The 23,474-nt window shown below is 65.4% G+C and carries 20 protein-coding genes and 2 tRNA genes; 10 read left to right on the top strand and 12 right to left on the bottom strand.

What is annotated here, in order from left to right; translation table 11 throughout:
• Nucleotides 1–52 precede the first annotated feature (52 nt).
• From cysT to GCN74_RS15315, 4 genes are all read left to right on the top strand, one after another.
• A complete protein-coding gene (gene cysT, locus GCN74_RS15330) occupies nucleotides 53–862 on the top strand; it encodes a sulfate ABC transporter permease subunit CysT (RefSeq protein ID WP_099408869.1) in 810 nt (269 codons plus the stop codon).
• Nucleotides 859–1,788 carry a sulfate ABC transporter permease subunit CysW gene (gene cysW / locus GCN74_RS15325; protein WP_152257488.1) on the top strand — a complete coding sequence of 310 codons (930 nt, stop codon included), beginning with the start codon at nucleotides 859–861 and terminating at the stop codon, nucleotides 1,786–1,788. The genes cysT and cysW overlap by 4 nt, the downstream gene beginning before the upstream one ends.
• Before the next feature lie 2 nt (nucleotides 1,789–1,790).
• A complete protein-coding gene (locus GCN74_RS15320; protein ID WP_152257487.1) occupies nucleotides 1,791–2,861 on the top strand; it encodes a sulfate/molybdate ABC transporter ATP-binding protein in 1,071 nt (356 codons plus the stop codon).
• 146 nt (nucleotides 2,862–3,007) lie between these two features.
• Nucleotides 3,008–3,940 (top strand): CysB family HTH-type transcriptional regulator, encoded by a 933-nt coding sequence (locus tag GCN74_RS15315; RefSeq protein ID WP_152257486.1) that lies wholly within the window; start codon nucleotides 3,008–3,010, stop codon nucleotides 3,938–3,940.
• On the opposite strand, the gene GCN74_RS15310 is transcribed toward GCN74_RS15315, so the two are convergent.
• Together GCN74_RS15310 and GCN74_RS15305 are read right to left on the bottom strand one after the other, a co-directional pair.
• On the bottom strand, nucleotides 3,937–4,296 hold the full coding sequence (locus GCN74_RS15310; RefSeq protein ID WP_152257485.1) for an MmcQ/YjbR family DNA-binding protein: 360 nt from the start codon (nucleotides 4,294–4,296) through the stop codon (nucleotides 3,937–3,939). The two genes, GCN74_RS15315 and GCN74_RS15310, sit on opposite strands and share 4 nt — an antisense overlap.
• Complete coding sequence (locus GCN74_RS15305) at nucleotides 4,293–4,904, bottom strand: DUF2185 domain-containing protein (RefSeq protein WP_152257484.1); 612 nt, start codon at nucleotides 4,902–4,904, stop codon at nucleotides 4,293–4,295. The genes GCN74_RS15310 and GCN74_RS15305 overlap by 4 nt, the downstream gene beginning before the upstream one ends.
• A 110-nt stretch (nucleotides 4,905–5,014) precedes the next feature.
• On the opposite strand from GCN74_RS15305, the gene GCN74_RS15300 reads away from it, so the two are divergent.
• Entirely contained in the window at nucleotides 5,015–5,851 is an 837-nt protein-coding gene (locus GCN74_RS15300) for an aldo/keto reductase (protein ID WP_152257483.1), read from the top strand.
• Between the two features lie 49 nt (nucleotides 5,852–5,900).
• Here GCN74_RS15300 and GCN74_RS15295 read toward each other — a convergent pair whose 3' ends face one another.
• The 3 genes from GCN74_RS15295 to GCN74_RS15285 form a co-directional block, all read right to left on the bottom strand.
• Entirely contained in the window at nucleotides 5,901–8,324 is a 2,424-nt protein-coding gene (locus tag GCN74_RS15295; protein WP_152257482.1) for a TonB-dependent receptor plug domain-containing protein, read from the bottom strand.
• A gap of 295 nt (nucleotides 8,325–8,619) precedes the next feature.
• Complete coding sequence (locus GCN74_RS15290) at nucleotides 8,620–9,666, bottom strand: aldo/keto reductase (RefSeq protein WP_152257481.1); 1,047 nt, start codon at nucleotides 9,664–9,666, stop codon at nucleotides 8,620–8,622.
• Between the two features lie 9 nt (nucleotides 9,667–9,675).
• The gene (locus GCN74_RS15285; RefSeq protein ID WP_152257480.1) at nucleotides 9,676–10,725 is read right to left on the bottom strand and encodes a quinone-dependent dihydroorotate dehydrogenase; all 1,050 of its coding nucleotides are present in this window, start codon (nucleotides 10,723–10,725) and stop codon (nucleotides 9,676–9,678) included.
• Between the two features lie 221 nt (nucleotides 10,726–10,946).
• On the opposite strand from GCN74_RS15285, the gene GCN74_RS15280 reads away from it, so the two are divergent.
• Nucleotides 10,947–14,240 (top strand): S41 family peptidase, encoded by a 3,294-nt coding sequence (locus GCN74_RS15280; protein ID WP_226939061.1) that lies wholly within the window; start codon nucleotides 10,947–10,949, stop codon nucleotides 14,238–14,240.
• Between the two features lie 98 nt (nucleotides 14,241–14,338).
• On the opposite strand, the gene GCN74_RS15275 is transcribed toward GCN74_RS15280, so the two are convergent.
• Genes GCN74_RS15275 through GCN74_RS15265 form a run of 3 tightly spaced genes read right to left on the bottom strand, consistent with a single transcriptional unit; the run spans nucleotide 14,339 to nucleotide 16,447 of the window.
• Nucleotides 14,339–15,061 (bottom strand): arginyltransferase, encoded by a 723-nt coding sequence (locus tag GCN74_RS15275; protein WP_152257478.1) that lies wholly within the window; start codon nucleotides 15,059–15,061, stop codon nucleotides 14,339–14,341.
• Between the two features lie 60 nt (nucleotides 15,062–15,121).
• Nucleotides 15,122–15,838 carry a leucyl/phenylalanyl-tRNA--protein transferase gene (gene aat, locus GCN74_RS15270; RefSeq protein WP_152257477.1) on the bottom strand — a complete coding sequence of 239 codons (717 nt, stop codon included), beginning with the start codon at nucleotides 15,836–15,838 and terminating at the stop codon, nucleotides 15,122–15,124.
• A 21-nt stretch (nucleotides 15,839–15,859) separates the two neighbouring features.
• Nucleotides 15,860–16,447, bottom strand: coding sequence for an NUDIX hydrolase (locus GCN74_RS15265; protein ID WP_152257476.1), 588 nt, complete (start codon nucleotides 16,445–16,447; stop codon nucleotides 15,860–15,862).
• Nucleotides 16,448–16,634: 187 nt separating this feature from the next.
• On the opposite strand from GCN74_RS15265, the gene GCN74_RS15260 reads away from it, so the two are divergent.
• A tRNA-Met gene (locus tag GCN74_RS15260) sits at nucleotides 16,635–16,711 on the top strand.
• A gap of 150 nt (nucleotides 16,712–16,861) precedes the next feature.
• Nucleotides 16,862–16,938, top strand: a tRNA-Met gene (locus GCN74_RS15255).
• 229 nt (nucleotides 16,939–17,167) lie between these two features.
• On the opposite strand, the gene GCN74_RS15250 is transcribed toward GCN74_RS15255, so the two are convergent.
• Both GCN74_RS15250 and GCN74_RS15245 read right to left on the bottom strand, forming a co-directional pair.
• Nucleotides 17,168–19,477, bottom strand: a complete 2,310-nt coding sequence (locus GCN74_RS15250; RefSeq protein ID WP_152257475.1) for a xanthine dehydrogenase family protein molybdopterin-binding subunit — start codon at nucleotides 19,475–19,477, stop codon at nucleotides 17,168–17,170.
• Complete coding sequence (locus GCN74_RS15245) at nucleotides 19,474–19,950, bottom strand: (2Fe-2S)-binding protein (protein ID WP_152257474.1); 477 nt, start codon at nucleotides 19,948–19,950, stop codon at nucleotides 19,474–19,476. Before GCN74_RS15245 ends, GCN74_RS15250 begins: the two co-directional genes overlap by 4 nt.
• A gap of 168 nt (nucleotides 19,951–20,118) precedes the next feature.
• Between GCN74_RS15245 and mug the strand changes: the two genes are divergently transcribed.
• Nucleotides 20,119–20,649, top strand: a complete 531-nt coding sequence (gene mug / locus GCN74_RS15240; RefSeq protein ID WP_152257473.1) for a G/U mismatch-specific DNA glycosylase — start codon at nucleotides 20,119–20,121, stop codon at nucleotides 20,647–20,649.
• Here mug and GCN74_RS15235 read toward each other — a convergent pair.
• Entirely contained in the window at nucleotides 20,631–21,533 is a 903-nt protein-coding gene (locus GCN74_RS15235) for a LysR family transcriptional regulator (protein ID WP_152257472.1), read from the bottom strand. The two genes, mug and GCN74_RS15235, sit on opposite strands and share 19 nt — an antisense overlap.
• A 138-nt stretch (nucleotides 21,534–21,671) precedes the next feature.
• Between GCN74_RS15235 and GCN74_RS15230 the strand changes: the two genes are divergently transcribed.
• Nucleotides 21,672–22,922, top strand: coding sequence for an MFS transporter (locus tag GCN74_RS15230; RefSeq protein WP_152257471.1), 1,251 nt, complete (start codon nucleotides 21,672–21,674; stop codon nucleotides 22,920–22,922).
• 14 nt (nucleotides 22,923–22,936) lie between these two features.
• Here GCN74_RS15230 and GCN74_RS15225 read toward each other — a convergent pair.
• The coding region (locus GCN74_RS15225; protein WP_226939060.1) for an anti-sigma factor family protein at nucleotides 22,937–23,474 on the bottom strand (538 nt) is incomplete at its 5' end.

Below are 23,474 nucleotides of genomic sequence, written 5' to 3'. Positions count from 1 at the left end.
AGTATCAGCATCAGCAGCGCCGCTCAAGGCGCGCGGCGCGCCGTTTCGGGTCATGCCGGGGTTTAAGCTGTCACTGGGCTTCACGCTCTTTTACCTGGCCCTGATCGTTCTCATTCCGCTGTCGTCGGTATTTCTGAAAACCTTCACCATGACGTGGGACGCCTTCTTCAGCGCCGTCACGTCCGACCGCGTAATGGCGTCGTACCGGCTGACGTTTGGCGCCTCGCTGATCGCGGCCCTGTTGAACGTGGTGTTCGGCGGCATCCTGGCCTGGGTGCTGGTGCGTTACAAATTCCCCGGCAAGCGCATCATCGACGCGCTGGTCGACCTGCCGTTCGCCTTGCCGACGGCCGTGGCCGGCATCACCCTGACGGCCCTGTATTCGTCGAACGGCTGGTTCGGCCAGTTCATCGAAGGCGTGCTGGGCATCAAGGTGGCGTTCACGCCGCTGGGCGTGGTGGTGGCGCTGACCTTCATCGGCTTGCCCTTCGTCGTGCGCACCGTGCAACCGGTGCTGGAAGACGCGGAAAAGGAACTGGAAGAAGCGGCCGCCAGCCTGGGCGCCAATTCCTTGCAGACGTTTATCCGCGTCATCTTCCCCACCATCCTGCCATCCTTGCTGACGGGCTTTGCGCTGGCGTTTGCCCGCGCCACGGGCGAGTACGGTTCCGTGATCTTTATCGCCGGCAATATGCCGATGGTGTCGGAAATCACGCCGCTGTTCATTATTACCAAGCTGGAACAATACGATTACGCGGGCGCCACGGCCATTGCCGTGGTGATGCTGGTGGTGTCCTTCCTGCTGTTGTTGACGATTAACCTGCTGCAAGCATGGACGCGCGGAAAGGCGAAGAAATCATGAGTACGAATATTACTGCCGTCGCCAGCGCGCAAGATGCGCTGCCCAAAGCGGCGCGCCGTTTCGAGCCGAATGTCGGCCCCGTCGTGCTGGAACCGCTGTGGGTGCGCACGGTCCTGATCGCCGTCGCCCTGCTGTTCCTGACGGCTTTCCTCATCGTGCCCCTGGTGGCCGTGTTTGCGGAAGCGTTCAAGAAGGGCTGGGAAGCGTACATCGCCGCCATCATCGATCCGGATGCGATTTCCGCCATTAAATTGACCCTGATCACGGCCGCCATCGCTGTGCCGCTGAACCTGGTGTTTGGCGTGGCTGCCTCGTGGTGTATCGCCAAGTTCGACTTCCGCGGCAAGAGCATCCTGCTGACCCTGATCGACTTGCCGTTTTCCGTCTCGCCCGTGATCTCCGGCCTGATCTATGTGCTGATGTTTGGCGCCCAGGGCTGGTTCGGTCCCTGGCTGCAGGCGCACGACATCAAGATCCTGTTTGCCGTGCCCGGCATCGTGCTGGCCACCATCTTCATCACCTTCCCGTTTGTAGCGCGCGAGCTGATCCCGCTGATGCAGTCGCAGGGCAGCGAAGAGGAAGAGGCCGCCATCGTGCTGGGCGCCTCGGGCTGGAATACCTTCCGTCGCGTGACCTTGCCGAACATCAAGTGGGGTCTGCTGTATGGCGTGATCCTGTGCAATGCCCGCGCCATGGGCGAGTTCGGCGCCGTGTCCGTGGTGTCCGGCCATATCCGCGGCGAAACGAACACCATGCCGCTGCAAGTGGAGATTCTGTACAACGAGTACAACTTCGCCGCCGCGTTTGCCGTCGCCTCCCTGTTGGCCCTGCTGGCCCTGGTGACCCTGGCCCTGAAAGCCTTTATTGAGTGGCGTTTGAACGAGAGCAACGCCGACGATTCCGCCTTACGTTCCACGGAGCACTGATCATGACCATCGCAGTTAAAAACATCAATAAACGCTTCGGCGATTTCGTCGCCCTCGACAATATCTCGCTGGACTTTCCCGCCGGCGAACTGACGGCCCTGCTGGGCCCGTCCGGTTGCGGCAAGACCACCTTGCTGCGCATCATCGCCGGCCTCGAACATCCGGACAGCGGCCAGGTGCTGCTGGATGCGGAAGACGCGTCGAACCGCCATGTGCGCGAGCGGCAGGTCGGTTTCGTGTTCCAGCATTACGCGCTGTTCAAGCACATGACCGTGTTCGAGAACGTGGCGTTTGGCTTGCGCGTGAAGTCGCGCAGCGAGCGCCCGTCGGAAGACCAGATTCGCCGCAAAGTGAAGGATTTGCTGGAACTGGTGCAACTGGACTGGCTGGCCGACCGCTATCCGCCGCAGCTGTCGGGCGGCCAGCGCCAGCGCATCGCCCTGGCGCGCGCCCTGGCCGTCGAGCCCCGCGTGCTGCTGCTGGACGAACCGTTCGGCGCCCTCGATGCCAAGGTGCGCAAGGAATTGCGCCGCTGGCTGCGCCGCCTGCACGACGACTTGCACGTCACCAGTATTTTCGTCACGCATGACCAGGAAGAAGCGCTGGAAGTGGCGGACCAGGTGGTGCTGATGAACAAGGGCACCGTCGAGCAGCTCGGTTCCCCGGAGCAAGTCTACAACCACCCCGCGTCGCCGTTCGTGTATGGCTTCCTCGGCAACGTCAACCTGTTCCACGGCAGGGTGCATGACGGCGTGATGGCCACGGGCGACGCCAGCTTCGAGGTACCCGATTACGCGGGCGTGAGCGACAGCAAGGGCACGGCCTATGTGCGTCCGCACGACCTGGAAATCGACCGCTACACGCAGGGTGCGGAAGGCATCGTCGTGAAACTGAGCCGCGCCCATGCCATCGGCCCGCTGGCCCAGCTGGACCTGCAGCGCGTCGATAACAGTGAACTGATCGAAGCGGTGATGTCGAACGAGCGTTTCAGCCATCTGCAGCTGAAAGAGGGCGAAACCCTGGTCGTGCGCCCGAAACGCCTGCACGTGTTCGTCGAACCGACAGCAAGATAACACCTGACCAAACCTACTGCGCGTCGCGCTTTGCGGCCTGCGATGCTCACCGTACTTTAGTACGGTTGCGCTTCTTAGCCACAAATCACTGCCGCTCGCTACGGTTTTGTCAGGTGTCGCAAAGTTAACTCACATACTGGAACACCATGAACTTTCAACAACTGCGATCGATCCGCGAAGCGGCCCGCCGCGGCTATAACCTGACGGAAGTGGCCAACGCCCTGTTCACGTCGCAGCCGGGCGTGAGCCGGCAGATCCGCGAACTGGAAGACGAGCTGGGCGTGGTCATCTTCGAGCGCAACGGCAAGCGATTGACGGGCTTGACGGAGCCGGGCAAGGGCATCCTGAAAATCGTCGACCGCCTCTTGATCGAAGCGGAAAACCTGCAGCAGGCCAGCCTCGAATACAGCGGCCAGACCAGCGGCACCCTGTCCGTGGCGGCCACGCACACGCAGGCCCGCTATGCGCTGCCGAAAGTGGTGCAGGGCTTCCGCGCCGCCTTCCCCGACGTGCGTATCGCGCTACAACAAAGCGCGCCCGAGCACATCGCGGAATGGGTGCTGTCGGGCAAGACCGATATCGGCATCGCCACGGAAGGCCTGAGCCAGTTCCCCGACCTCGTGTCGTTCCCGTGCTACCGCTGGAGCCATCTGATCGTCGTGCCGGACGGCCACCCGCTGCTCGAGCATTCGCCCATCCGCCTGGAAGACCTGGCGAAATATCCCTTGATTACCTACGACAAGGGTTTCACGGGCCGCGGCCATATCGACGATGCGTTCGCCAAGGCGGGCGTGGCCACCGACATCATCCTGACGGCCATGGATTCGGACGTCATCAAGCAATACGTGGCGCTGGGCCTGGGCGTGGGCATCGTCGCCTCCATGGCCTTCGACCATGGCCGCGACAAGGGGCTGCGGGCCGTGGAAGCGTCGCATCTGTTCGCCACCAACACGACGCGCCTGGCCGTGCGCCGCGGCGCCTACCTGCGCGCGTATGCCTACGAGTTCATCCTGCAACTGGCGCCGGACCTGACGCGCGAAGACATCGATCGCGCCATGGCGGGCGAAGAGCCGCTTTAAGCTGGCGCGAGCGCGGCCCGCTGCGCGCGCGTCAGGCTGGCCACGGCGCGCGCGTGGGAATCCTGCAGCAGTTCCAGCAGGTAATCGGCGGGGAAGCGCGCCACGTCGACGATGGTCACCCAGTGAAAGCGGCCCATGTAGCGGGCCGGCTTGACGCCCGGCATGTCCGTCAGTTCGATGAAGCGCTCGGCGCTGGCGCGCAGGCTGAAGCGCCACTGCTCGGGGGTGCTGGTCTTAAAATAGGCAAATTTCTTGCCGCTCACTTCATACACGAGGATGTTCGACGGCGGGCCGTACAGCACGGCTTGCGCGCCGGGCAGGGCCGCGCAAACGTCTTTCAGTTCATCACTTGTCATTCGTCAACCGCCATGAATTGTTGGGTGTTATGGTCGAAGGCATAGGCCGCCCCGGTGGGAGCGTCCAGCAGCGCAATAAAACGGTCATCCACGCTGAGCACGACGCCCAGCGAGACGAGGGCCACGTTGGCGCTGTCGTTGATGTAGTCGTCGCTCTCGTCGTTGGCCGTGAAGCGCCAGCCGCTGTCGTCGGCGGTGTCCGGCTCCTCGCGGTACAGGTAGCCGACGGGCGCGCCGTCTTCCAGCACTCTTTTCGTGACGAAGCACAGGCCCGCATAGCGCTTGACGAGGTTATCGTCATCGTCGTGCTGCGTATTGATGATGTGGCGTGCCGCGAAGGCGATGGGGTCTTGCGCGTGCAGGTCGCGGATGTAGGCGGGCGTGTTGTCGAGCTTGCCCGTGAACTGGCCGCCGGCGTCCACCGTATCGACCAGCACCCACATGCGCTCGGCGCCCGGCGCGTGCGGGTCGTCGCTGTGGAAGGCGAAGATCAGCTTGACCACGTCGCCGGGGCGCACCTGGGCGATGGCCTCGGGCGGCGATGTATAGAAGGTGTAGGGATGGCGCGCCGCCAGTTCGGCTGCGTCGGCCAGGTGCCAGCTGGGCATGGTGATCCGTCGTCGGGAAAGAAAGCCCATGGTAGCCGATTGCACGCCTGAAAGCACGCCGCGCGCGCAAGCCGTATGATGGCCGTTCCCCCTCTCACACAAGGACAGGCATGACGGACGCAACGATCCCCCATTTACCCCTCAACGATGGCCGGCGCATCGCGCAGATCGGCTTTGGCACCTGGCCGCTAGACGATGCGCAGGCGGAGGCGGCCGTGCGGGCGGCGCTGGCCTGCGGCTACCGCCTGATCGATACGGCGGCCCGCTACGGCAATGAAACGGGCGTGGGCCGCGGCATCGCCGCCAGCGGCCTGCCGCGCGGCGAGGTGGCGATCACCAGCAAGCTGCGCGGCAGCGAACACGGTTACGATACGACCTTGCGCGCCTTCGACGCCACCATGGCCGCGCTGGGCACGGATTACCTCGACCTGTACCTGATCCACTGGCCGCTGCCCATGCGGGGCCTGTATGTGGACACGTGGCGCGCCTTCGTGCGCCTGCGCGGGGAAGGGCGCATCCGCTCGATCGGCGTGTCGAATTTCCAGCCCGCGCATATCGAACGCCTGCTGGCGGAGACGGGCGTGCTGCCCGCCGTGAACCAGCTCGAGCTGCACCCGGACTTCACGCAGGCGGCCTTGCGCGCCTGGCATGCGCGGCAGGGCATCGTCATCGAGTCATGGAGCCCGCTGGGACGCGGCGCGCTGCTGCAGGATGCCACCGTGCTGCGCCTGGCGCAGAAGCACGGCCGTACGGCCGCGCAAATCCTGCTGCGCTGGCATGTGCAGCACGGCCTGGTGGCGATCCCGAAATCGCAGGACCCGGCACGCATGGCACAAAACCTGGCCGTCTTCGACTTTGCCCTCGACGGTGACGACCTGGCGGCGCTGGCGCTGCTCGACGGCGAGCATCGCCAGGGCGGCGATCCCGATACCAACGACGAACGGTAAACGAAAAAAGGGAGGCGCGAGGCCTCCCTTTGCATTGCTGCTGCGGCGCTTACCAGCTGTAGCCGGCCTTGGCGTAGTAGTAGCGGCCGTTGAAGCCGTTCGGCGCGAAGATGCTGTAGGGCTGCGTGCCGTTGACGTTCAGGTTGCCGTTGCTGGTCACTTGCGCCGGGTAGCGGTTGGTGACGTTGTCGATGCCGGCCACCAGGCGCCAGTTCTTGTCCAGCTTCACGGAACCGGACAGGTCCAGCACCCATTGCGGGTCATACGTCTGGTCCAGCTTGACGTCGTTTTGCGGCACGGTGAAGCTGCCGTAGCGCGTCACGACGCCGTGCGCATTCCAGATGCCGAAGCTGTAGTCGGCGGCCAGGCTGAACTTGTCCTTCGGCGACGCCACCGTGATGCGGTCGATGCTCTGGCGGTCGATCAGTTTCAGGTTGTTGGCCGTCAGGATGGCCGGATTGTCGGCGATTTTTTGTACCGTGCTCTTGTTGTGGTTGTACGCCGCGGTGAGGTCCAGGCGGTTCTTGTCCTGCAGGTCGATGCGGTAGGTGCTGACGATGTCCACGCCTTCCGTGCGCGTATCGACGGCGTTGGTGAAGTAGCGCGCCGCGCCCACGGGCGTGCCTTGCGCCGCCAGCTGGCTCTTGAGCTTGTCGTTCAGCGCCAGGTTGGCCGAGAACAGGATGCGGTTGTCGATGTCGATGCGGTAGGCGTCGATGCTGGTGGTGAAGTTGCGGTTGGGCTGGAATTGCAGGCCCAGGCTGTAGTTGCGGGCCTTTTCCGGTTTCAGGTCCTGTGCGCCGAGGGCGCGCGCCTGCGGCGTGTTGACGGCAAAGGTACCCGTCTCGATGGCCGTATTGGTGCCATTGACCACCTGGAAGTTGGTGGTGGTGATGGTGTAGTACTGCTGCGCCAGCGATGGCGCGCGGAAGCCGCTCGACACGGTGCCGCGCAGGGACAGGGCGTCCGTGAACGCGTAGCGGGCCGAACCCTTGGCCGAGGTGGTGCTGCCGAAATCGCTGTAGCGCTCATGGCGCAGGGCCACGCCGCCGGACAGGTTTTTTGTCGCTTCCGCTTCCAGGTTGACATAGATCGATTCGTTGTGGCGCGAATGGCTGCCAGCGTTGGCAGGACGGAAGCCGGCAAAGCCTTGCGAGCCGCCTCCCGTGTACGACGCTGCGTCGCCGGCGCCGATGCTGTATTTTTCATGGCGCGCTTCGGCGCCCACGGCCACCGTCAGCGGGCCGGAGAAGGCGGCGACGGGGAATTCGCGCGCCGCATCGAGGTTGAAGACGGTCTGTTCGTTTTTCAGCGAACCGGCATAGAAATGCGTGGGGCTGTTCGCGCCCAGCGACTGGTTGACGGTGTTGTCCAGGTCCAGCTCGAACTTGTTGCTGCCGTAGTTCAGGCTGGCATCCCAGCGCCAGCCGGCCGCTTCGCCGCGCAAGCCCGTGACGAGGGACTGGTCCGTCAGCGTGCTGTTTTGCAAAGGCAAAAAGCCTTCCGGGAAGATCGGCGTGCGCTGCACGAACAGCTTTGCATTGTTCGGGTCCGGGATCAGGGCCGTGCGCCACGTGGCGGCGGCCGAGGTGTCGCGCTTGCCGTAATTGCCGAAGGCGTACCAGTCCACACTGTCATTGATGCGATATTCGCTGTTGAGGAAAATCGTCGCCGGCTTGCTTTCCGGGTCGCCATAGCGCTGGTTGACCTTGCCATAGCGCGGTTCCAGCGGATTGCGGAAATCGGCGCCGGCGCGGTTGGTCGGATCGCGTTCCGCCACTTCGGCCGAGACGCGCACCCAGCCGTCGTCGCCCAGCTTGAAGCCGGCCGAACCCTTGATGGATTTCTGCTTGCCGTCGCGTTCCTGCGTCTGGCCATAGCCCACTTCGATATCGCCGCCGGCCGCGCCTTTTTTCAGGATGATGTTGATCACGCCGGCAATCGCGTCGGAGCCGTACTGGGCCGCGGCGCCGTCGCGCAGCACTTCCACGTGGTCGATGGCGGCCAGGGGAATGGCGTTCAGGTCGACGGGCGCCGAGCCGCGGCCCAGCGAGCCATTGACGTTGACGACGGCCGAGGTATAGCGGCGCTTGCCGTTCACCAGCACCAGGGTCTGGTCGGGCGACAGGCCGCGCAACTGGGCCGGACGCACGGCGTCGCTGGCGTCGGCGCCCGTGGCGCGGGCAAAGTTCAGCGATGGCAGCAGGCGCGCCAGCACGGTGGCCAGTTCGGCCGAACCCGTGCTTTGCAGGTCGCGCGAGGTGAGGATGTCGATCGGCGACTCGGAATCGATGGTGCGGCGGTTCTTGGCGAAGGTGCCGGTGACCACCACCGATTGCAATTCGCCTTCGGCCGGCAGCTCTTGCTGCGCTTGCGCCTGCATGGGCAGGCCGAAGCAGGCGATCAGGCTGGCGGCGATAACGGTTTTCACGGGCAGGGCGGGAAGCTGGGAGCGGACAGTGCTTGAACTCATCGACGATATCTCTTCGGTTAGGGGATGCACGGACCATGGCGGTCCGGTGATGAAATCAGATTAACAGCGGGCACGTGGCGCGCTTACGAATCGTTCTGTCTATCGATATGCAATAAATATCTGATACACGTAGAAATGACGCGAGTAGCGCATATGGCCTCGTTTCCAGCATACGACCGGGCATGGCAAGGCTGCAATGCTGCACAGCAGTAAATTGCCAGCTGTTGTATAAATACGACTATCTGCGATGAGAGTGGCGGCGCCTGGCGGCGGCATGCGCCGCCAGGCGGGGCGTCTACTGGCCCGGATTGGGTATCTGGGCGTGGATGGCGTCGACGGCCGCCACCAGTTCCGGCGACAGCGTGAGCTGGTGGGCGTCGATATTCTGCCGCAACTGCTCGACGCTGGTGGCGCCGATGATGGTCGAGGCGACGAACCAGCGCGTATAGCACCAGGCCAGCGCCAGCTGCGCCGGCGTCAAGCCATGCGCGCGGGCCAGCGCCGCATACTGCGTGGCCGCTTCGATGGTTGCGGGGCGCACGTAGCGGGGGCTCCAGCCGGCCGGGAAGCGCGTCAGGCGGCCTTTGGCCTGCGGATCGTCGATGTATTTCGCCGTCAGCTGGCCGAATGCCAGGGGGCTGTAGGCCAGCAAGCCCACATTTTCCCGGTGGCAAGTCTCGTCCAGCAAGCTCGTTTCAAAATGGCGCGCCGTCAGGTTGTACAGGTTCTGGATGGAGACGATGCGGGGCAAGCCTTTCAGTTCGGCCTGCTTGATGAACTCGCACACGCCCCACGACGATTCGTTCGACACGCCGATGTGGCCGATCTTGCCTTCGTCGACCAGCTTGCCCAGCACGGCCAGGGTGTCTTCGATGGCGACCGAGGCGTGCTCCTTGCGGGGGTTGTACACGCTGGCGCCGAAGATGGGCAGGTTGCGGCTGGGCCAGTGCAGCTGGTACAGGTCGATGTGCTCCGTCTGCAGCCGGCGCAGGCTGTCTTCGACGGCGGCGCGGATGTTGGCCGCGTCGTGGTCCGTCCTGCCCTTGCGTATCCAGTGCATGCGCGAGTTCGGCCCGGCCACCTTGCTGGCCAGCACGATGTCGCCGCGCCTGCCGCTTTTCTTCAGCCAGCTGCCGATATGGCGTTCCGTGCTGCCCTGCGTCTGCGCGCTGGCCATCACGGGATACATCTCGGCCGTATCGATGAAGTTGATGCCCCGCTCCAGCGCGTAATCGAGCTGGCTGTGCGCTTCGGCTTCCGTGTTCTGTTCGCCGAAGGTCATCGTGCCCAGGCAGATCCTGCTCACTTCCAGGCTGCTGGCGCCCAGCTTGATCTTTTCCATGCGCCGTCCTTAGCGTGCCTGCTTGCCGCGCAGCGCGCGCGCGCAATCCTTGATCAGCGCGGGACCGGCGTAGATCAGGCCGCTGTACAGCTGCACCAGCTGCGCGCCCGCCTCGAACTTGGCCATGGCGTCGCTGCCCTGCATGATGCCGCCCACGCCGATGATGGGCAGCGCGTCGCCCAGTTCCGCCTTCAGCAGGCGGATCACATTGTTCGACAGTTCGAACACGGGCGCGCCCGACAGGCCGCCCGCTTCCGCGCCGTGCGGCATGCCTTCCACGGCGCTGCGCGACAGGGTCGTGTTGGTGGCGATGACGCCGTCGATCTGGTGGCGCGTGAGCGACTCGGCGATGCTTTTCACCTGTTCGCCATCCATGTCCGGGGCGATTTTCAGGGCCAGCGGCACGTAGCGTTTGTGCTTGTCCGCCAGGCGCGCCTGGGCATCTTTGAGCTGCGACAGCAGGGCGTCGAGTTCCGACGCGCCCTGCAGCTGGCGCAGGTTTTTCGTGTTCGGCGACGAGATGTTCACCGTCACATAGCTGGCGTAGGGATAGACTTTTTCCAGGCACAGCAGATAGTCGTCGGCCGCCCGCTCGATGGGCGTGTCGGCGTTCTTGCCGATGTTCAGGCCCAGCACGCCGGCGCGCTCCTGGTAAAACTTCGACGCCTGCACGTTGGCGACAAACGCGTCCACGCCGCCATTGTTAAAGCCCATGCGGTTGATGATGCCCTGCGCCTGCGGCAGGCGGAACATGCGTGGTTTCGGATTGCCCGCCTGCGCGCGCGGCGTGACGGTGCCCACTTCGATGGAGCCAAAACCCAGGTCGGCCAGCGCGTCGATGTAGGCGCCATCCTTGTCCAGGCCGGCGGCCAGGCCCACGGGATTGGGAAAGGTGATGCCCATCACCGTGCGCGGATCGGCTGCCGGTTTGCCGGCCAGCTTCGTCAGGCCCAGCGCGGCGGCGCGTTTCAGGGCGGGCAGGGTGAGATGGTGGGCCGCTTCGGCATCCATCGAAAACAGCAGCGGGCGGGCGAGGGAGTACAGGAATTTTTCAGACATGGGGCGCTTTGAGTAGGTGTGCGGGCCGCCGGGAACGGCTGGCGGCGCGCGGAATAAGTGCCGTATTTTACCGTGTTCCACGCAGCGGTCGGGTGTATAGTTCTTGTTGGCTAAATGCAATATTGATCCATTGATAATTCGCATCCGGCCTTGGACTTTCCTGTTTCTTCTCTGTTCTGTTGACTTCATAAGCGAGACATCGATTGAAAAAGACACGCATCTTGACGGCCATCGCAGCCGCCAGCGCACTGCTGCTGAGCCACCCGGCCCTGGCACTGCCCAATACGCAAGACACCCGCATGCTGAGCGAACCGGCCGTCTCCAGCCGCCACATCGCCTTCATCTATGCGGGCGACCTGTGGTTGTCGAACCTCGACGGCGGCGGCGCGCGGCGCCTGACCTCGGACCTGGGCGACAAGTCCAACCCCGTCTTCTCGCCCGACGGCAGCCTGATCGCGTATAGCGCGAACATCGACGGCAATGTGGACGTGTACGTGATCGCGGCGGCGGGCGGCGTGCCGCGCCGCCTGACCTTCCACCCGGGCGCGGACCTGGCGCAGGCCTTCACCCCCGACGGCAAGGCCGTGATGTTTACCTCTCCGCGCGCCGCCTTCAACAACCGCTTCCAGAAGCTGTTTACGGTGCCGGTGACGGGCGGCGTGGAAAGCCAGCTGGACATCCCCAACGCCTCGCGCGCCGCCTATTCGCCCGACGGCAAGCGCATCGCCTACAACCCGCTGGCGCCCGCCTTCAAGCAGTGGAAGCGCTACCGTGGCGGCACCAATTCCTGGCTGTGGCTCTTCTCGTCGGCCGACAAATCCATCGAAAAAATCCCCCAGCCCACCACGCGCTCGAACGACGTCGACCCCATGTGGCTGGGCGATACCGTGTACTTCCGCTCGGACCGCAACGGCGAATTCAACCTGTTTGCGTACGACGTGAAGACGAAGGCCGTACGCCAGCTGACGCAGCACACGGATTTCCCCGTGCTGAACGCCTCGGCGGCGAACGGCACGCTCGTCTACGAGCAGGCCGGCTATTTGCACTCGTTTGATATCGCCAGCGGCCAGGCGCACAGACTGGCCATCGCCGTGGCCAGCGACCTGGGGCAGGCGCGCCCCCGCTGGGTCAAGAACGCGAAATACATCCGCGATGCGTCGATCTCGCCCTCGGGTGCGCGCGTGGCATTCGAGTACCGGGGCGAGATCGTCACCATCCCCGCCGACAAGGGCGACGTGCGCAACCTGACGCAGACGGCCGGCGCCCACGAGCGCACGCCCATCTGGTCGCCCGATGGCCGCTCGGTCGCGTATTTTTCGGACGAGTCGGGCGAGTATGAACTGCACGTGCGTTCGCAGGACGGCAAGGGCGCCGTACGCAAGTTCAAGCTCAATGGCAGCGGCTTCTATGACAATGCCGTCTGGTCGCCCGACAGCAGGAAGATCGCGTTTGCCGACAATGGCTGGAGCATGTACGTGATCGACGTCGGCACGGGCAAGGTGCAAAAAATCGCCACGGAGCCGATGTATGGCGTGGACAAGAGCATGCGCGCCTCGTGGGCGCCCGACTCGCGCTGGCTGGCCTACACGCTCAATTCGCCCACCTACACGCGCAGCGCCTATATCTATTCCGTCGAGCAGAACAAGTCGATGCCCGTGACCGATGGCTTGTCCGACGTGGCCCAGCCCGTGTTCGACAAGAGCGGCAAATACCTGTACTTCTTCGCTTCGACGAATGCTGGCCCCAGCAACAACTGGTTCTCGCAGCAGAACGAAGACAACCTGGTGACGCGCACCGTGTGGATGGCCGTGCTGCGGCGCGACTTGCCGTCGCCGCTGATCAAGGAAAGCGACGAGGAAAAGGCGGCCGGCGCGGAGAGTAAAAAAGACACGGCGAAGGGGGAGGCGGAAGCGAAGAGCGAGCCGAAGGTCGATCCGAAGACGGGCCGCGACGACCCGAAAGTCACGGTGGCGCCCGTGGCGCCGATTGCCATCGATTTCGACGGTATCGCCACGCGCATCGTCGACCTGCCGCTGCCGGCCGCGCAGTTTTCCAACCTGACGGCCGGCGCTGCGGGACAGATCTTTCTGCTGCGCGAAAGCGATGGCAAGAAGGCCGTGCAGCGTTTTGATTTGAAAGAGCGCAAGGCGGAAACCGTGGTGGCGGAGGCGGACGATTTCGAGGTCTCGGCCGATGGCAAGAAGCTGCTGTACCGCCAGAAGGAGAACTGGGCCATGGGGTCGGCCACGGGCAAGCTGCTGGCGCCGGGCGAGGGCAGGATCAAGGTCGATGCCATCGAAGTGAAGGCCGATCCGCGCGCCGAGTGGACGCAGATTTTCAATGAGGTGTGGCGCATCAACCGCGACTATTTCTATGACCCGGGCATGCACGGCGTGGACTGGAAGGCCATGCGCGACAAGTACGCCGTCTTCCTGCCCGAGCTGTCCAGCCGCGCCGACCTGAACCGGTTGATCCAGTGGATGTGCAGCGAGCTGGCCGTGGGCCATCACCGCGGCGGCGGCGGCGACGATTTTATCGAGGCGAAGAAGGTGCCGGGCGGCTTGCTGGGCGCCGACTACGAGGTGAGCGACGGCCATTACCGCTTCAAGAAGGTGTATGGCGGCTTGAACTGGAATCCCGCCCTGCGCGCGCCGCTGACGGAGCCTGGCCTGAACGTCAAGGCGGGCGAATACCTGCTGGCCGTCGACAGCCGTCCTTTGCTGCCGCCGACGAATCTGTACAGCGCCTTCGAGAACACGGCCGGCAAGGCCATCGACCTGACCGTGGGGCCATCGGCGGACGGCAAGGGCGCGCGCACGATTACCGTGGTGCCCGTGCCTACCGAGGATGCCTTGCGCAACCGCGACTGGATCGAAGGCAATATGCGCAAGGTGAATGCGGCGACGGGCGGCAAGGTGGCGTATGTGTACGTGCCCAATACGGCGGGCCTGGGCCATACCTACTTCAAGCGCTACTTCTTCCCGCAGGCGGACAAGCAGGCCATCATCGTCGACGAGCGTTTCAATGGCGGCGGCAGCGTGGCCGATTACTACATCGAGATCCTGCAGAAGAAGGAAATCGCCTGGTGGACCATGCGCTACGGCGCCGACATGAAGACGCCGTCCGCCTCCATCCAGGGACCGCGCGCCATGCTGATCGACGAGACGGCCGGTTCGGGCGGCGACCTGCTGCCGTGGATGTTCCGCAAGAACAACATGGGTCCCTTGATCGGCAAGGCTACCTGGGGCGGCCTGGTGGGCATCCTCGGCTTCCCCGTGCTGATGGATGGCGGCTTCATCACGGCGCCCAACCTGGCGTTCTGGACGCGCGAGAACGGCTGGGGCGTGGAAAACGAAGGCGTGCCGCCCGATATCGAAGTGGAGCAAACGCCGGCCGACGTCATCGCGGGCCGCGATCCGCAGCTGGAAAAGGCGATTGAAGTGATCCAGGTCGAGCTGGCGAAGAACCCGCCCGTGCGGCCTGCGCGTCCGGCGTTTCCGGACAAGAGCAAATAAGCTGAAGGGCAGGGGTCAGACCCTCTCGATTGTTAGCTCCGAGCTTGGCGCTAACGCTCGCGGGGGGGCTGACCCCGGCATTACATGCTGGGTTTGATTTACATCACCACCCACTGCCCCTTGATGCGCGCTTCCAGCGGCTTGAAGTTGATCTTGTAGGCCATTTTCGGGCTTTGCGCGATCCAGTAGCCCAGGTAGATGTAGGGCAGGCCCAGTTCCTGCGCCTGGGCGATTTGCCACAGCACGTTGTAGGTGCCGTACGAGGCGCCCGCCACGTCCGGGTCGAAGAACGTGTAGACGGACGACAGGCCATCGGCCAGCACGTCGATGATGCTGACCATGCGCAGGGTGCCTGCGGCATCGCGGAATTCCACCAGGCGCGTATTGACCCTGCTTTGCAGCAGGAACTGCGCATACTGGTCGCGGCTGTCCTGGTCCATGCCGCCGCCCGCATGGCGCGTGCTCTGGTAGCGCAGATACAGCTCGTAGTGCTCGTCGAGGAAGGACAGGCTGGCCACGCCCGCCTGCAGGTCGGCATGCCGGTTCCACGCGCGGCGCTGGTTGCGGTTGGGCGCGAAGGACTGCGCCACCACGCGCACGGGAATGCAGGCCTGGCAGCCGTCGCAGTACGGGCGGTAGGTAAAAATGCCACTGCGGCGAAAGCCGTTGCGCACCAGTTCCGAATACACGTCGCTGTTGATCAGGTGCGAAGGCGTGGCCACCTGCGAGCGGGCCTGGCGGTCGTCCAGATAGCTGCACGGGTAGGGCGCCGTCGTGTAGAACTGCAGGGTGGCAAACGGTAGTTCGTTCAGGTGCGTCATGCTGATCCTGTCTGGTCTGTCCGCGGCAATGAATGTCTGCCTGAAGATATCATAGCTTTTTTATGCGGATGGCGCAGCTCGCCAATCGGTGATTTGCGCTGCTTCAATAGCGACGCGTACGTGGGCCAGGAAGTGCGCGCGCGAAATGGGCGCCGCGCCCAGCGAGGCCAGGTGTTTTGTTTCTTGCTGGCAGTCAATCATGGCCACGCCCCGTGCCTTCAAAAAGCGCACCAGCTGCGCCAGCGCGATCTTCGAGCCATCCGTGACCCGCGCGAACATCGATTCGCCATAGAACATGCGCCCGATCGACACGCCATACGCGCCGCCTACCAGTTCGCCATCGAGCCACAGTTCCGACGAGTGCGCGTAGCCCAGCTTGTGCAAGCCCGTGTAGCCGGCGATGATCTCGTCCGAGATCCACGTGCCCGGGCCATCCTTGCGCGGCGCCGCGCAGGCGCGCATGACGCCTTCGAAGTCGCCGTCGAAGCGCAGCTGCCAGCGCCCGTCCGTGGCGGCGCTGCGCTCGACCCTGCGCAGCGCCTTGGCCAGGCTGTCGGAGACCTTGAACTCTGCCGTCATCAGCACCATGCGCGGATCGGTGCTCCACCACAGGATGGGCTGGCCTTCGGAAAACCAGGGGAAGATGCCGCGCCGGTAGGCGTCGAGCAGGCGCGCGGGCGACAGGTCGGCGCCGGCCGCCAGCAGGCCGGGCGCCTCGTCGGTCAGCGCGCGCGAGACGTCGGGAAACGGGGTGTGGATGTCGAGCCAGGGAATCATGCGGTGTCGGCGTGAGCGAGGTCAGGAGGCTTGCCCGGCATCCGTGCGCGCCATCGGGCGCGTGATGTCGCCCGTATGGACACCGTAGCTGCCGCCTTCGCGGATTTTCACGCGGTCGGCAAAGAACAGTTCCAGGGTGGCGCGGATGGTGGGGAAGGCCAGGTCGTCCCAGGGAATCTGCGCTTCCGTAAACAGCCGGACTTCCAGGCTTTCGATGCCGGGCGCGAAATCGAGGTCGCGCAAACGCGCCAGGTAGAACAGGTGCACCTGGTGCACGCGCTGCACGTTCAGCAGCGAAAACAGGGGCCCCAGTTCGATATGCGCGCCCGCTTCCTCCACCGTTTCGCGTTCGGCCGCGTCGGACGTCGTCTCGTCGTTTTCCATAAAGCCCGCCGGCAGGGTCCAGTAGCCCAGGCGCGGTTCGATGGCCCGCTTGCACAGCAAGACCTGCAGCTGTCCATCCTCTTCCCAGACGGGGATGGAGCCGACCACCATTTTCGGGTTCTGGTAATGGATGGCGTCGCAGTTGGCGCAGACATAGCGCGGACGGTTGTCGCCTTCCGGAATGGACAGGCTGACAGGGTGGGCGCATTCGGAGCAGAATTTCATGGGCGGGCTTAGGAAAAGAATGATGTCTAGTGTAACGCTTACTGTACACCGATTGCGTGCGGCGTGGCGTGACGGTCGGACACAATGCCAACCGGCAATTGGCCGGATTTTTTAATTAAATGGCTCTATTGCAGCGGAAGTTGAGATAGCTATTGCCTAAGCCACCTGTTTGCCCTTATAATTCTTGTGCGGGGTGGAGCAGTCTGGCAGCTCGTCGGGCTCATAACCCGAAGGTCACAGGTTCAAATCCTGTCCCCGCAACCAATACCGAAAGCCGCCGACTCTTGCAAAAGACCGGCGGCTTTTTCATTTCTGCCTGAATTTACCCAACGGCCAACTCCGGCAGGCGGGGCAGGAATGACATTGTCAAATCATGCCCTTTACGCCGCGCAACAATTTGGTATATAATTCTTCTGCGGGGTGGAGCAGTCTGGCAGCTCGTCGGGCTCATAACCCGAAGGTCACAGGTTCAAATCCTGTCCCCGCAACCAATTCGAAGCCGCTGGTTCCTCGCAAGAGGGCCAGCGGTTTTTTCGTTGAGGGGGCGATATCCTCTGTCAATTGGCGCGCATGCACCACCGGCCGCAAGTGGCGGTGCGCATCGATGGTCAGCGAGGTGTGCTCATCGGCCCGTTCCGCGCCATCGACGTGCAGGCGGCGCACGGCGCGTGCACGTCGTGGCGGCGGCGCGCTGCTGCAGCCAGGCCTCGCGCGCCGCAGTTAGCGCTTCTTCGCCAGTTGCATGCCCACGGGCAGGGCGCGGATGCGCTTGCCCGTGGCGGCGAAGATGGCGTTGCACAGGGCGGGCGCGATGGGCGGCGTGGCCGGCTCGCCCACGCCGCCCAGCTCCATGTCCAGGGTGCCCGGCACCAGGTGCGTGTGGATCACGCGCGGCGCGTCGGCGGCCCGCAGTACGGCGTAGTCGTGGAAATTGCTTTGCTCGACCCGGCCATTCTTGAAACTGATTTCGCCGCTCATGGCCAGGGACAAGCCCATGATGCAAGCGCCTTCGATCTGCGAGCGCACGCGGTCCGGGTTGATCTGCGGTCCGCAATCCATGGCGATATCGACCCGCGGCACGATGACTTCGCCGGCCGCGTTGATCTCCACTTCGATCACGGCCGCCACATAGGTAACGAAACTGTAGGACACGGCCAGGCCCAGCCCCCGCCCCTTGGGCAGCTTGCGGCCCCAGCCCGCCTTGGCGGTCGCCAGCTCGATCACGTGGCGCATGCGGCCGATATCGACCGGATACTTCGCCGGGTCTTCGCCATAGTTCCAGCCGTCGGACAGGTCGGAAGGGTTGATCTTGCGCGCCGGTCCCAGCAGCGCCAGCAGGTAGTCGCGGTGGTCTTTCCCTGCCGCGTGGGCCAGTTCGGCCGTGAACGACTGGATGGCGAAGGCATGCGGGATGTTCGATACGGAACGGAACCAGCCGATGCGCGTATGGGCCGGCACTTCCGGCACTTCGACGCGGATGTTCGCAATCGCATACGGCACGTTGATGGCCGACATGCCCAGCTCGAACGGCGCCTGCTTGTTCGCCCCGGCGGCAAAGGTCGAGGTGATGGTGGGCGCCGCCGTGCGGTGCAGCCAGGCCGTCGGCATGCCTTGCGCGTCCAGCGACGCTTCCAGCCGTTCGACGGATACCGTGTGCAGGTAGTCGTGCTGCAGGTCGTCGTCGCGCGTCCACGTCAGCTTGACGGGCGCGCCATCCATGGCTTTCGACAGCAGCGCCGCCTCGACGGCGAAATCGGGTTTCGATTTGCGCCCGAAGCCGCCGCCCAGCAGGGTCACGTGGACGGTCACGTCGTCATACGCCAGGCCCAGGGCCTTGGCCACGTTGCTGCGCGTCGCTTGCGGCGCCTGCACGCAGGCCCACACTTCGGCCTTGCCATCGGCGATGCGCACGGTGGCGGCGGGCGGTTCCATGGTGGCGTGGGCCAGGTGGGGCAGATAGTATTCGGCGCTGAACTTGCGCGCGGCGGGCGCGGCGGCCAGGGCGGCCACCGTCTTGCCCTGGTCGCGCGCCGGGCTGGCCGGCTGGCGCACGGCGGCTTCCAGGGTCTTGCGGAAGGCGGCCGAATCGTAGCCGCCGTTCGGGCCATCTTCCCATTCCAGCACCAGCGCTTCGCGGCCCTTGATGGCGGCCCAGGTGTTCCTGGCGATGACGGCCACGCCGCCCAGCGGATTGAACATGGCCGGCGGCGGACTGCCTGCCAGTTCGACGATGCGCAGCACGCCCGGCACCTTCAGGGCCGCCGTCTTGTCCACGCTTTTCAGCTTGCCGCCAAACACGGGCGGACGGGCGATGACGGCATACGCCATGCCGTCGAGGCGCGTGTCGATGCCGAAGTGGGTATTGCCCGTGACGATGTCGTGCAGGTCGATGCCGCGCGTACTGGTCTGCCCGATGTAGCGCAGCTCGCCCGCCGTTTTCAGGCTGATGCGCGCGCGCGGCGGCACCGGCAATCTGGCCGCTTCCCCGGCCAGCGCGCCGAACGACAGCGAGCGCCCGCTGGCCGCATGCACGACTGCATGGTTGACGGCTTTCACCTCGGTGACGGGCACGTCCCAGCGCACGGCGGCCGCCGTTTCCAGCATCAGGCGCGCCGTGGCGCCCACGTGGCGCATGGCGCGGAACGAGTGGCGCATGCTGCGCGAACCGTCCGTATCCTGGCTGCCGTAGCGCGCTTCGTCGGCGGGTGCCTGCTGCACGCGCACCTGCGCCCAGTCGGCGCCCAGTTCGTCGGCCGCCACCATGGGCAGGCTGGTGCGGATGCCCTGGCCCATTTCGGAGCGGTGCGCCACGATGGTGACGATGCCGTCCGCGCCGATCGACAGGAAGACCAGGGTGTCGTCGACCACGCCGCCGGCCATCTTGTCGCCGCCGTATTTGACGGCGTCGGCCGCCATCACGAGGCCGGAAGGGCCGGCCACCAGGGTCAGGCCGGCCAGCGCGCCGGCGGCCTTGAGCCAGTTGCGCCGCGCAGGCGAAGCGGGGGAGGACAGCGTGTCGAGGGGGCTCATTTGGCCGCTCCTTTGGCGCTGATGCTGGCCGAGGCCTGCTTGATGGCCGCGTGGATGCGCGTGTAGGTGCCGCAGCGGCAGATATTGCCGCTCATCGCTTCGCGGATCTGCTGGTCGTTCGGCCTTGGGGTCTTGTGCAGCAGCGCCGTGGCGGACATGATCTGCCCCGCCTGACAGTAGCCGCATTGGGGCACGCCGTGCTCCTGCCACGCTTGCTGCAGCGCCAGGCCGACCTGGTCTTCGCCCACCGCTTCGATGGTGGTGATGCGCTTGCCGGCAGCGGCCGACATGGGCGTCACGCAGGAGCGGATGGCTTCGCCATCGAGGTGCACGGTGCAGGCGCCGCACAGGGCCATGCCGCAGCCGAATTTGGTGCCGGTCATGCCCAGTTCGTCGCGCAGGGCCCACAGCAGGGGGGTGTCTTCAGGCAGGGCAAGGTCATGCTGCTTGCCATTGATGGTCAGGGTCGTCATGTTTATTCCTCGGAGTGGGGTGGTGCGAAGAAGCGTGACGGCCGTCCGTCAGGCGGATTGGCACATCAACATGGGATGGTAGCACCAGCCGGCATGCGCTGCAGGTCAGGCCAGCACATGCCGGCACAGGTTCTTCTATACTGCGGCTCCAGACATGGGGAGTTTTTTATGGAACACGTCACACCGGCAGCAGGTTTGCCCGATATTCTCGCTCCCGGCTTGCAGGTGGTTTTTTGCGGCCTCAATCCCGGCGTGGATGCGGCGGCGGCCGGCCACCATTTTCTCGGCCGCGGCAACCGCTTCTGGCCCGTTTTGCACCTGGCCGGCTTCACGCCGCACCAGGTGGCGCCGCAGGACGATCGAAGCGTGCTCGGTTTCGGACTGGGCCTGACGGCGGCCGTCGGGCGTCCGACCCGCCGCGCGGACCAGGTGGAGGAGGACGAATTCGCGCAGGCGGCGGCTGGCCTGCTGCACAAGCTGGCATGGGCGCAGCCCCGGTGGATCGCTTTCCTGGGCAAGGCCGCCTACGCGGCGATGACGGGAAAACGCCGGCTGGACTGGGGCGAACAGCCGGAACGCTTCGGCGGCGCGCGCGTGTGGATACTGCCCAACCCCAGCGGACTCAATCGCGGCTATTCCAAGGAACGGCTGGTCGACGCCTATGCGGAACTGCGGCGCGCTCAGATGGCGTCCAGCTGAAGCGCGCGCAGGCGCGGCGTGACGAAATCGAGAAAGGCGCGCAATTTCAACGGCAGCGGCGCCTGGCCCTTGTGCAGCAGGCTGACGGGCAGGGGCGCCGCTTCGAACGGTGCGAGCACGATGCGCAGTGCATCGTCGCGCAGGGCGTCCATGACCTGATACGACAGCACGCGGATCACGCCCACGCCCAGGGTCGCGGCGGCAATCGCCGCGTCCACCGTGTTGACGGCCAGCCGCGCATGCACGGGCACGGACTGCGCCGATTTGCCGGTGCCGAAGACCCAGGCGCGCCGCGATTCCAGCACTTCAAAACTGATGCAGTCGTGTGCGGCCAGGTCGCCCGGCGCGAGCGGCACGCCATGCGCGGCCAGGTAGCCGGGACTGGCGCAGACGACGCGGCGCACCGTGCCGACGCGCGTGGCGATGAAGCTGCTGTCGGGCAGGTCGCCGATGCGCACGGCCACGTCGACCTGCTCGTCCATCAGGTGCACGACGCGATCGGTCAGCACCAGCTTGATCTCGATTTCCGGATACCGGGCGAGAAACTCCGCTACCACGGGCACGATGTGCAGGCGCCCGAACACCACGGACGCGGTGACCGTCAGCTCGCCTTTGGGCGCCACGTATTCGCCCGTGGCCGTGCGCTCCGCTTCCGCAATCTCCTCGAGGATGCGGCGGCATGCGGCCACGTAGGAACCGCCCGCCTCCGTCAGCGCCAGCTGGCGCGTCGTGCGGTGCAGCAGGCGCGTGCCGAGGTGCGTTTCCAGCGCCGCCACCTTGCGGCTGACGGTAGCCAGCGGCATGCCGAGATGGCGCGCGGCGGCCGACAGGCTGCCCGCGTCCACCACCGCCAGCAGGATGGTCATGGATTCCAGCCTATCCATGGAGCGTTACCATGTAAATCCTATCAAATTATGGAAGAATGATTTTCAATCTTATGGGATTCTCTTTTCTGGTGCAAGTACGTAAGCTGGTCTCCTTCGCCGCGGCATGTTGCCGCGCCACCCTGAAAGGAGAGCGCCATGCGCCCCACGCCCGTTTCCTCCACACCCGTCCCCCCCGCGCCCGTTCTTCCCCTTGAGGCGCCTGCCGCGACGCCTGCGCCGCGCGGCAAGATCCTCATCATGGCCGTCATCGCCGGCGCCGTGATCACCAACATCTATTGCACCCAGCCGATCCTGCCCTTGATCCAGGCGGACCTGGGAGTGGGCCTGGCGGCCGTCGATCTCGTCGCCGGTGCGGCGCTGCTGGGTTTTGCGACGGGGCTGGCCTTGCTCCTGCCGCTGGGCGACCGTGTCGACCGGCGCAAGCTGGTGCTGGGCCAGATCGCGCTGGCCTGCGTCTGCGCGCTGGCGGCGGCGCTGGCGCCCGGCATCCGGGCGCTGATCGGGGCGTCGTTTGGCCTGGGCATCGTCAGCTGCGTGCCGCAGCAACTGGTGCCGTTCGCCGCGCTGATGTCGCCGCCCGGCGAGCGTGGCCGCTCCGTGGGAACGGTGGTTGGCGGCATCATGGTGGGCATCCTGCTGGGGCGTACGGTGGCCGGGGTGGTGGGCGAGGCCTGGGGCTGGCGCGCCGTCTACGCCATGGAAGCGGCGTGCATGGTGCCCGTGTGGATCGCGGCCGCCGCCCTGCTGCCGCAAGGCAAACCGGGCACGCAGCTGTCCTATGCGCGGCTGCTGGCGTCGCTGTGGCCGCTGGCCCGCGACCATCGGCCCATCCGTGAAGCCATGCTGGTCCAGTCGCTGCTGTGGGCTTGCTTCAATGCCTTCTGGGTCAACCTGGCGTCGCTGCTGGCCAACGGTCCATTGCACCTGGGCAGCGCCTGGGCTGGCGGCTTCGGCATCATCGGCGCAGCGGGCGCGCTGGCCGCCACCCTGGGGGGCCGGTTTACCGACAAGCTGGGGCCGCGCCGTGTCGTCGGCGCCAGCATCGGCATCGTGACGCTGGGCTATCTGCTGCTGGCGGGCGCCGAGTCTTCGCTGATCCTGCTGGTGGCCGGCGTCATCGTGCTCGATATCGGCGTGCAGGCGGGCCTCGTATCGAACCAGACGCGCGCCTTTGCCGCCGATCCGGCCGCGCAGGGCCGCATCAACAGCCTGTACATGACGGCCACCTTTCTCGGCGGCGCCGCCGGCGTGGCGGCCAGCGGCTGGCTGATGACGCACTTGGGCTGGACGGGCGTGGCCGCCTTCGGGCTCGTCCTGTGCCTGTGCGCCAGCCTGATCCACCTGGCCGGCCGGTGCGCACGGCGGCGCGCGCCGGCGCCGCAATAGCGCCTATCCGCGGTTCAGCGATGTGCTTCCAGCTGCGCATACACGGCGTCGGCGATCTTGCCCAGCTCGGTTTTCGGCAGCCTGGCCGACAGGGCGTAGCCCATCTGGCCATCGATCCAGTAAAACACGCCCAGTTCCTTTTCCTGCGTGTAGCGGAACGCCGTTTCCTGCCGGCCGGCCCGCTCCCTGGCCACGTACAGGGTCAGGCGCTTGCCGCTGCCATCTTCGTACATGAACTGCGCCACGGGGCCGTCGCCATCGCCGGGCAGCAAACGCCCGCCGATCAAGCGGTAGCCGAGCGGCGACAGCACGGGCGGCTGCAGGGTGCTGCCCAGGCGCTTCGACAGCCATTGCACCAGGTGCGCTTCCTGCTCGACGCCCACTTCCACGGGGTGGCGCACTTCGGGCGTGTAGACGGCATGGGCGATGGCGGCGTTGCGCGCCAGGGCCAGGGGGCTGGCGCTGGCCGTCCGCAGGTCGTCGCCAGCGTCGCTGTCGCCGCGCAGCAGCCAGCCGCCCATGCCGCCGGCGAGCAGCAGCACGACGGCGGCC

The sequence above is a fragment of the Janthinobacterium sp. FT14W genome (genome assembly GCF_009208755.1).
Lineage (GTDB): Bacteria > Pseudomonadota > Gammaproteobacteria > Burkholderiales > Burkholderiaceae_D > Janthinobacterium > Janthinobacterium violaceinigrum.
Note: the sequence above shows the minus strand (reverse complement) of the source record. Positions and strands in the feature narration are given on the sequence as shown.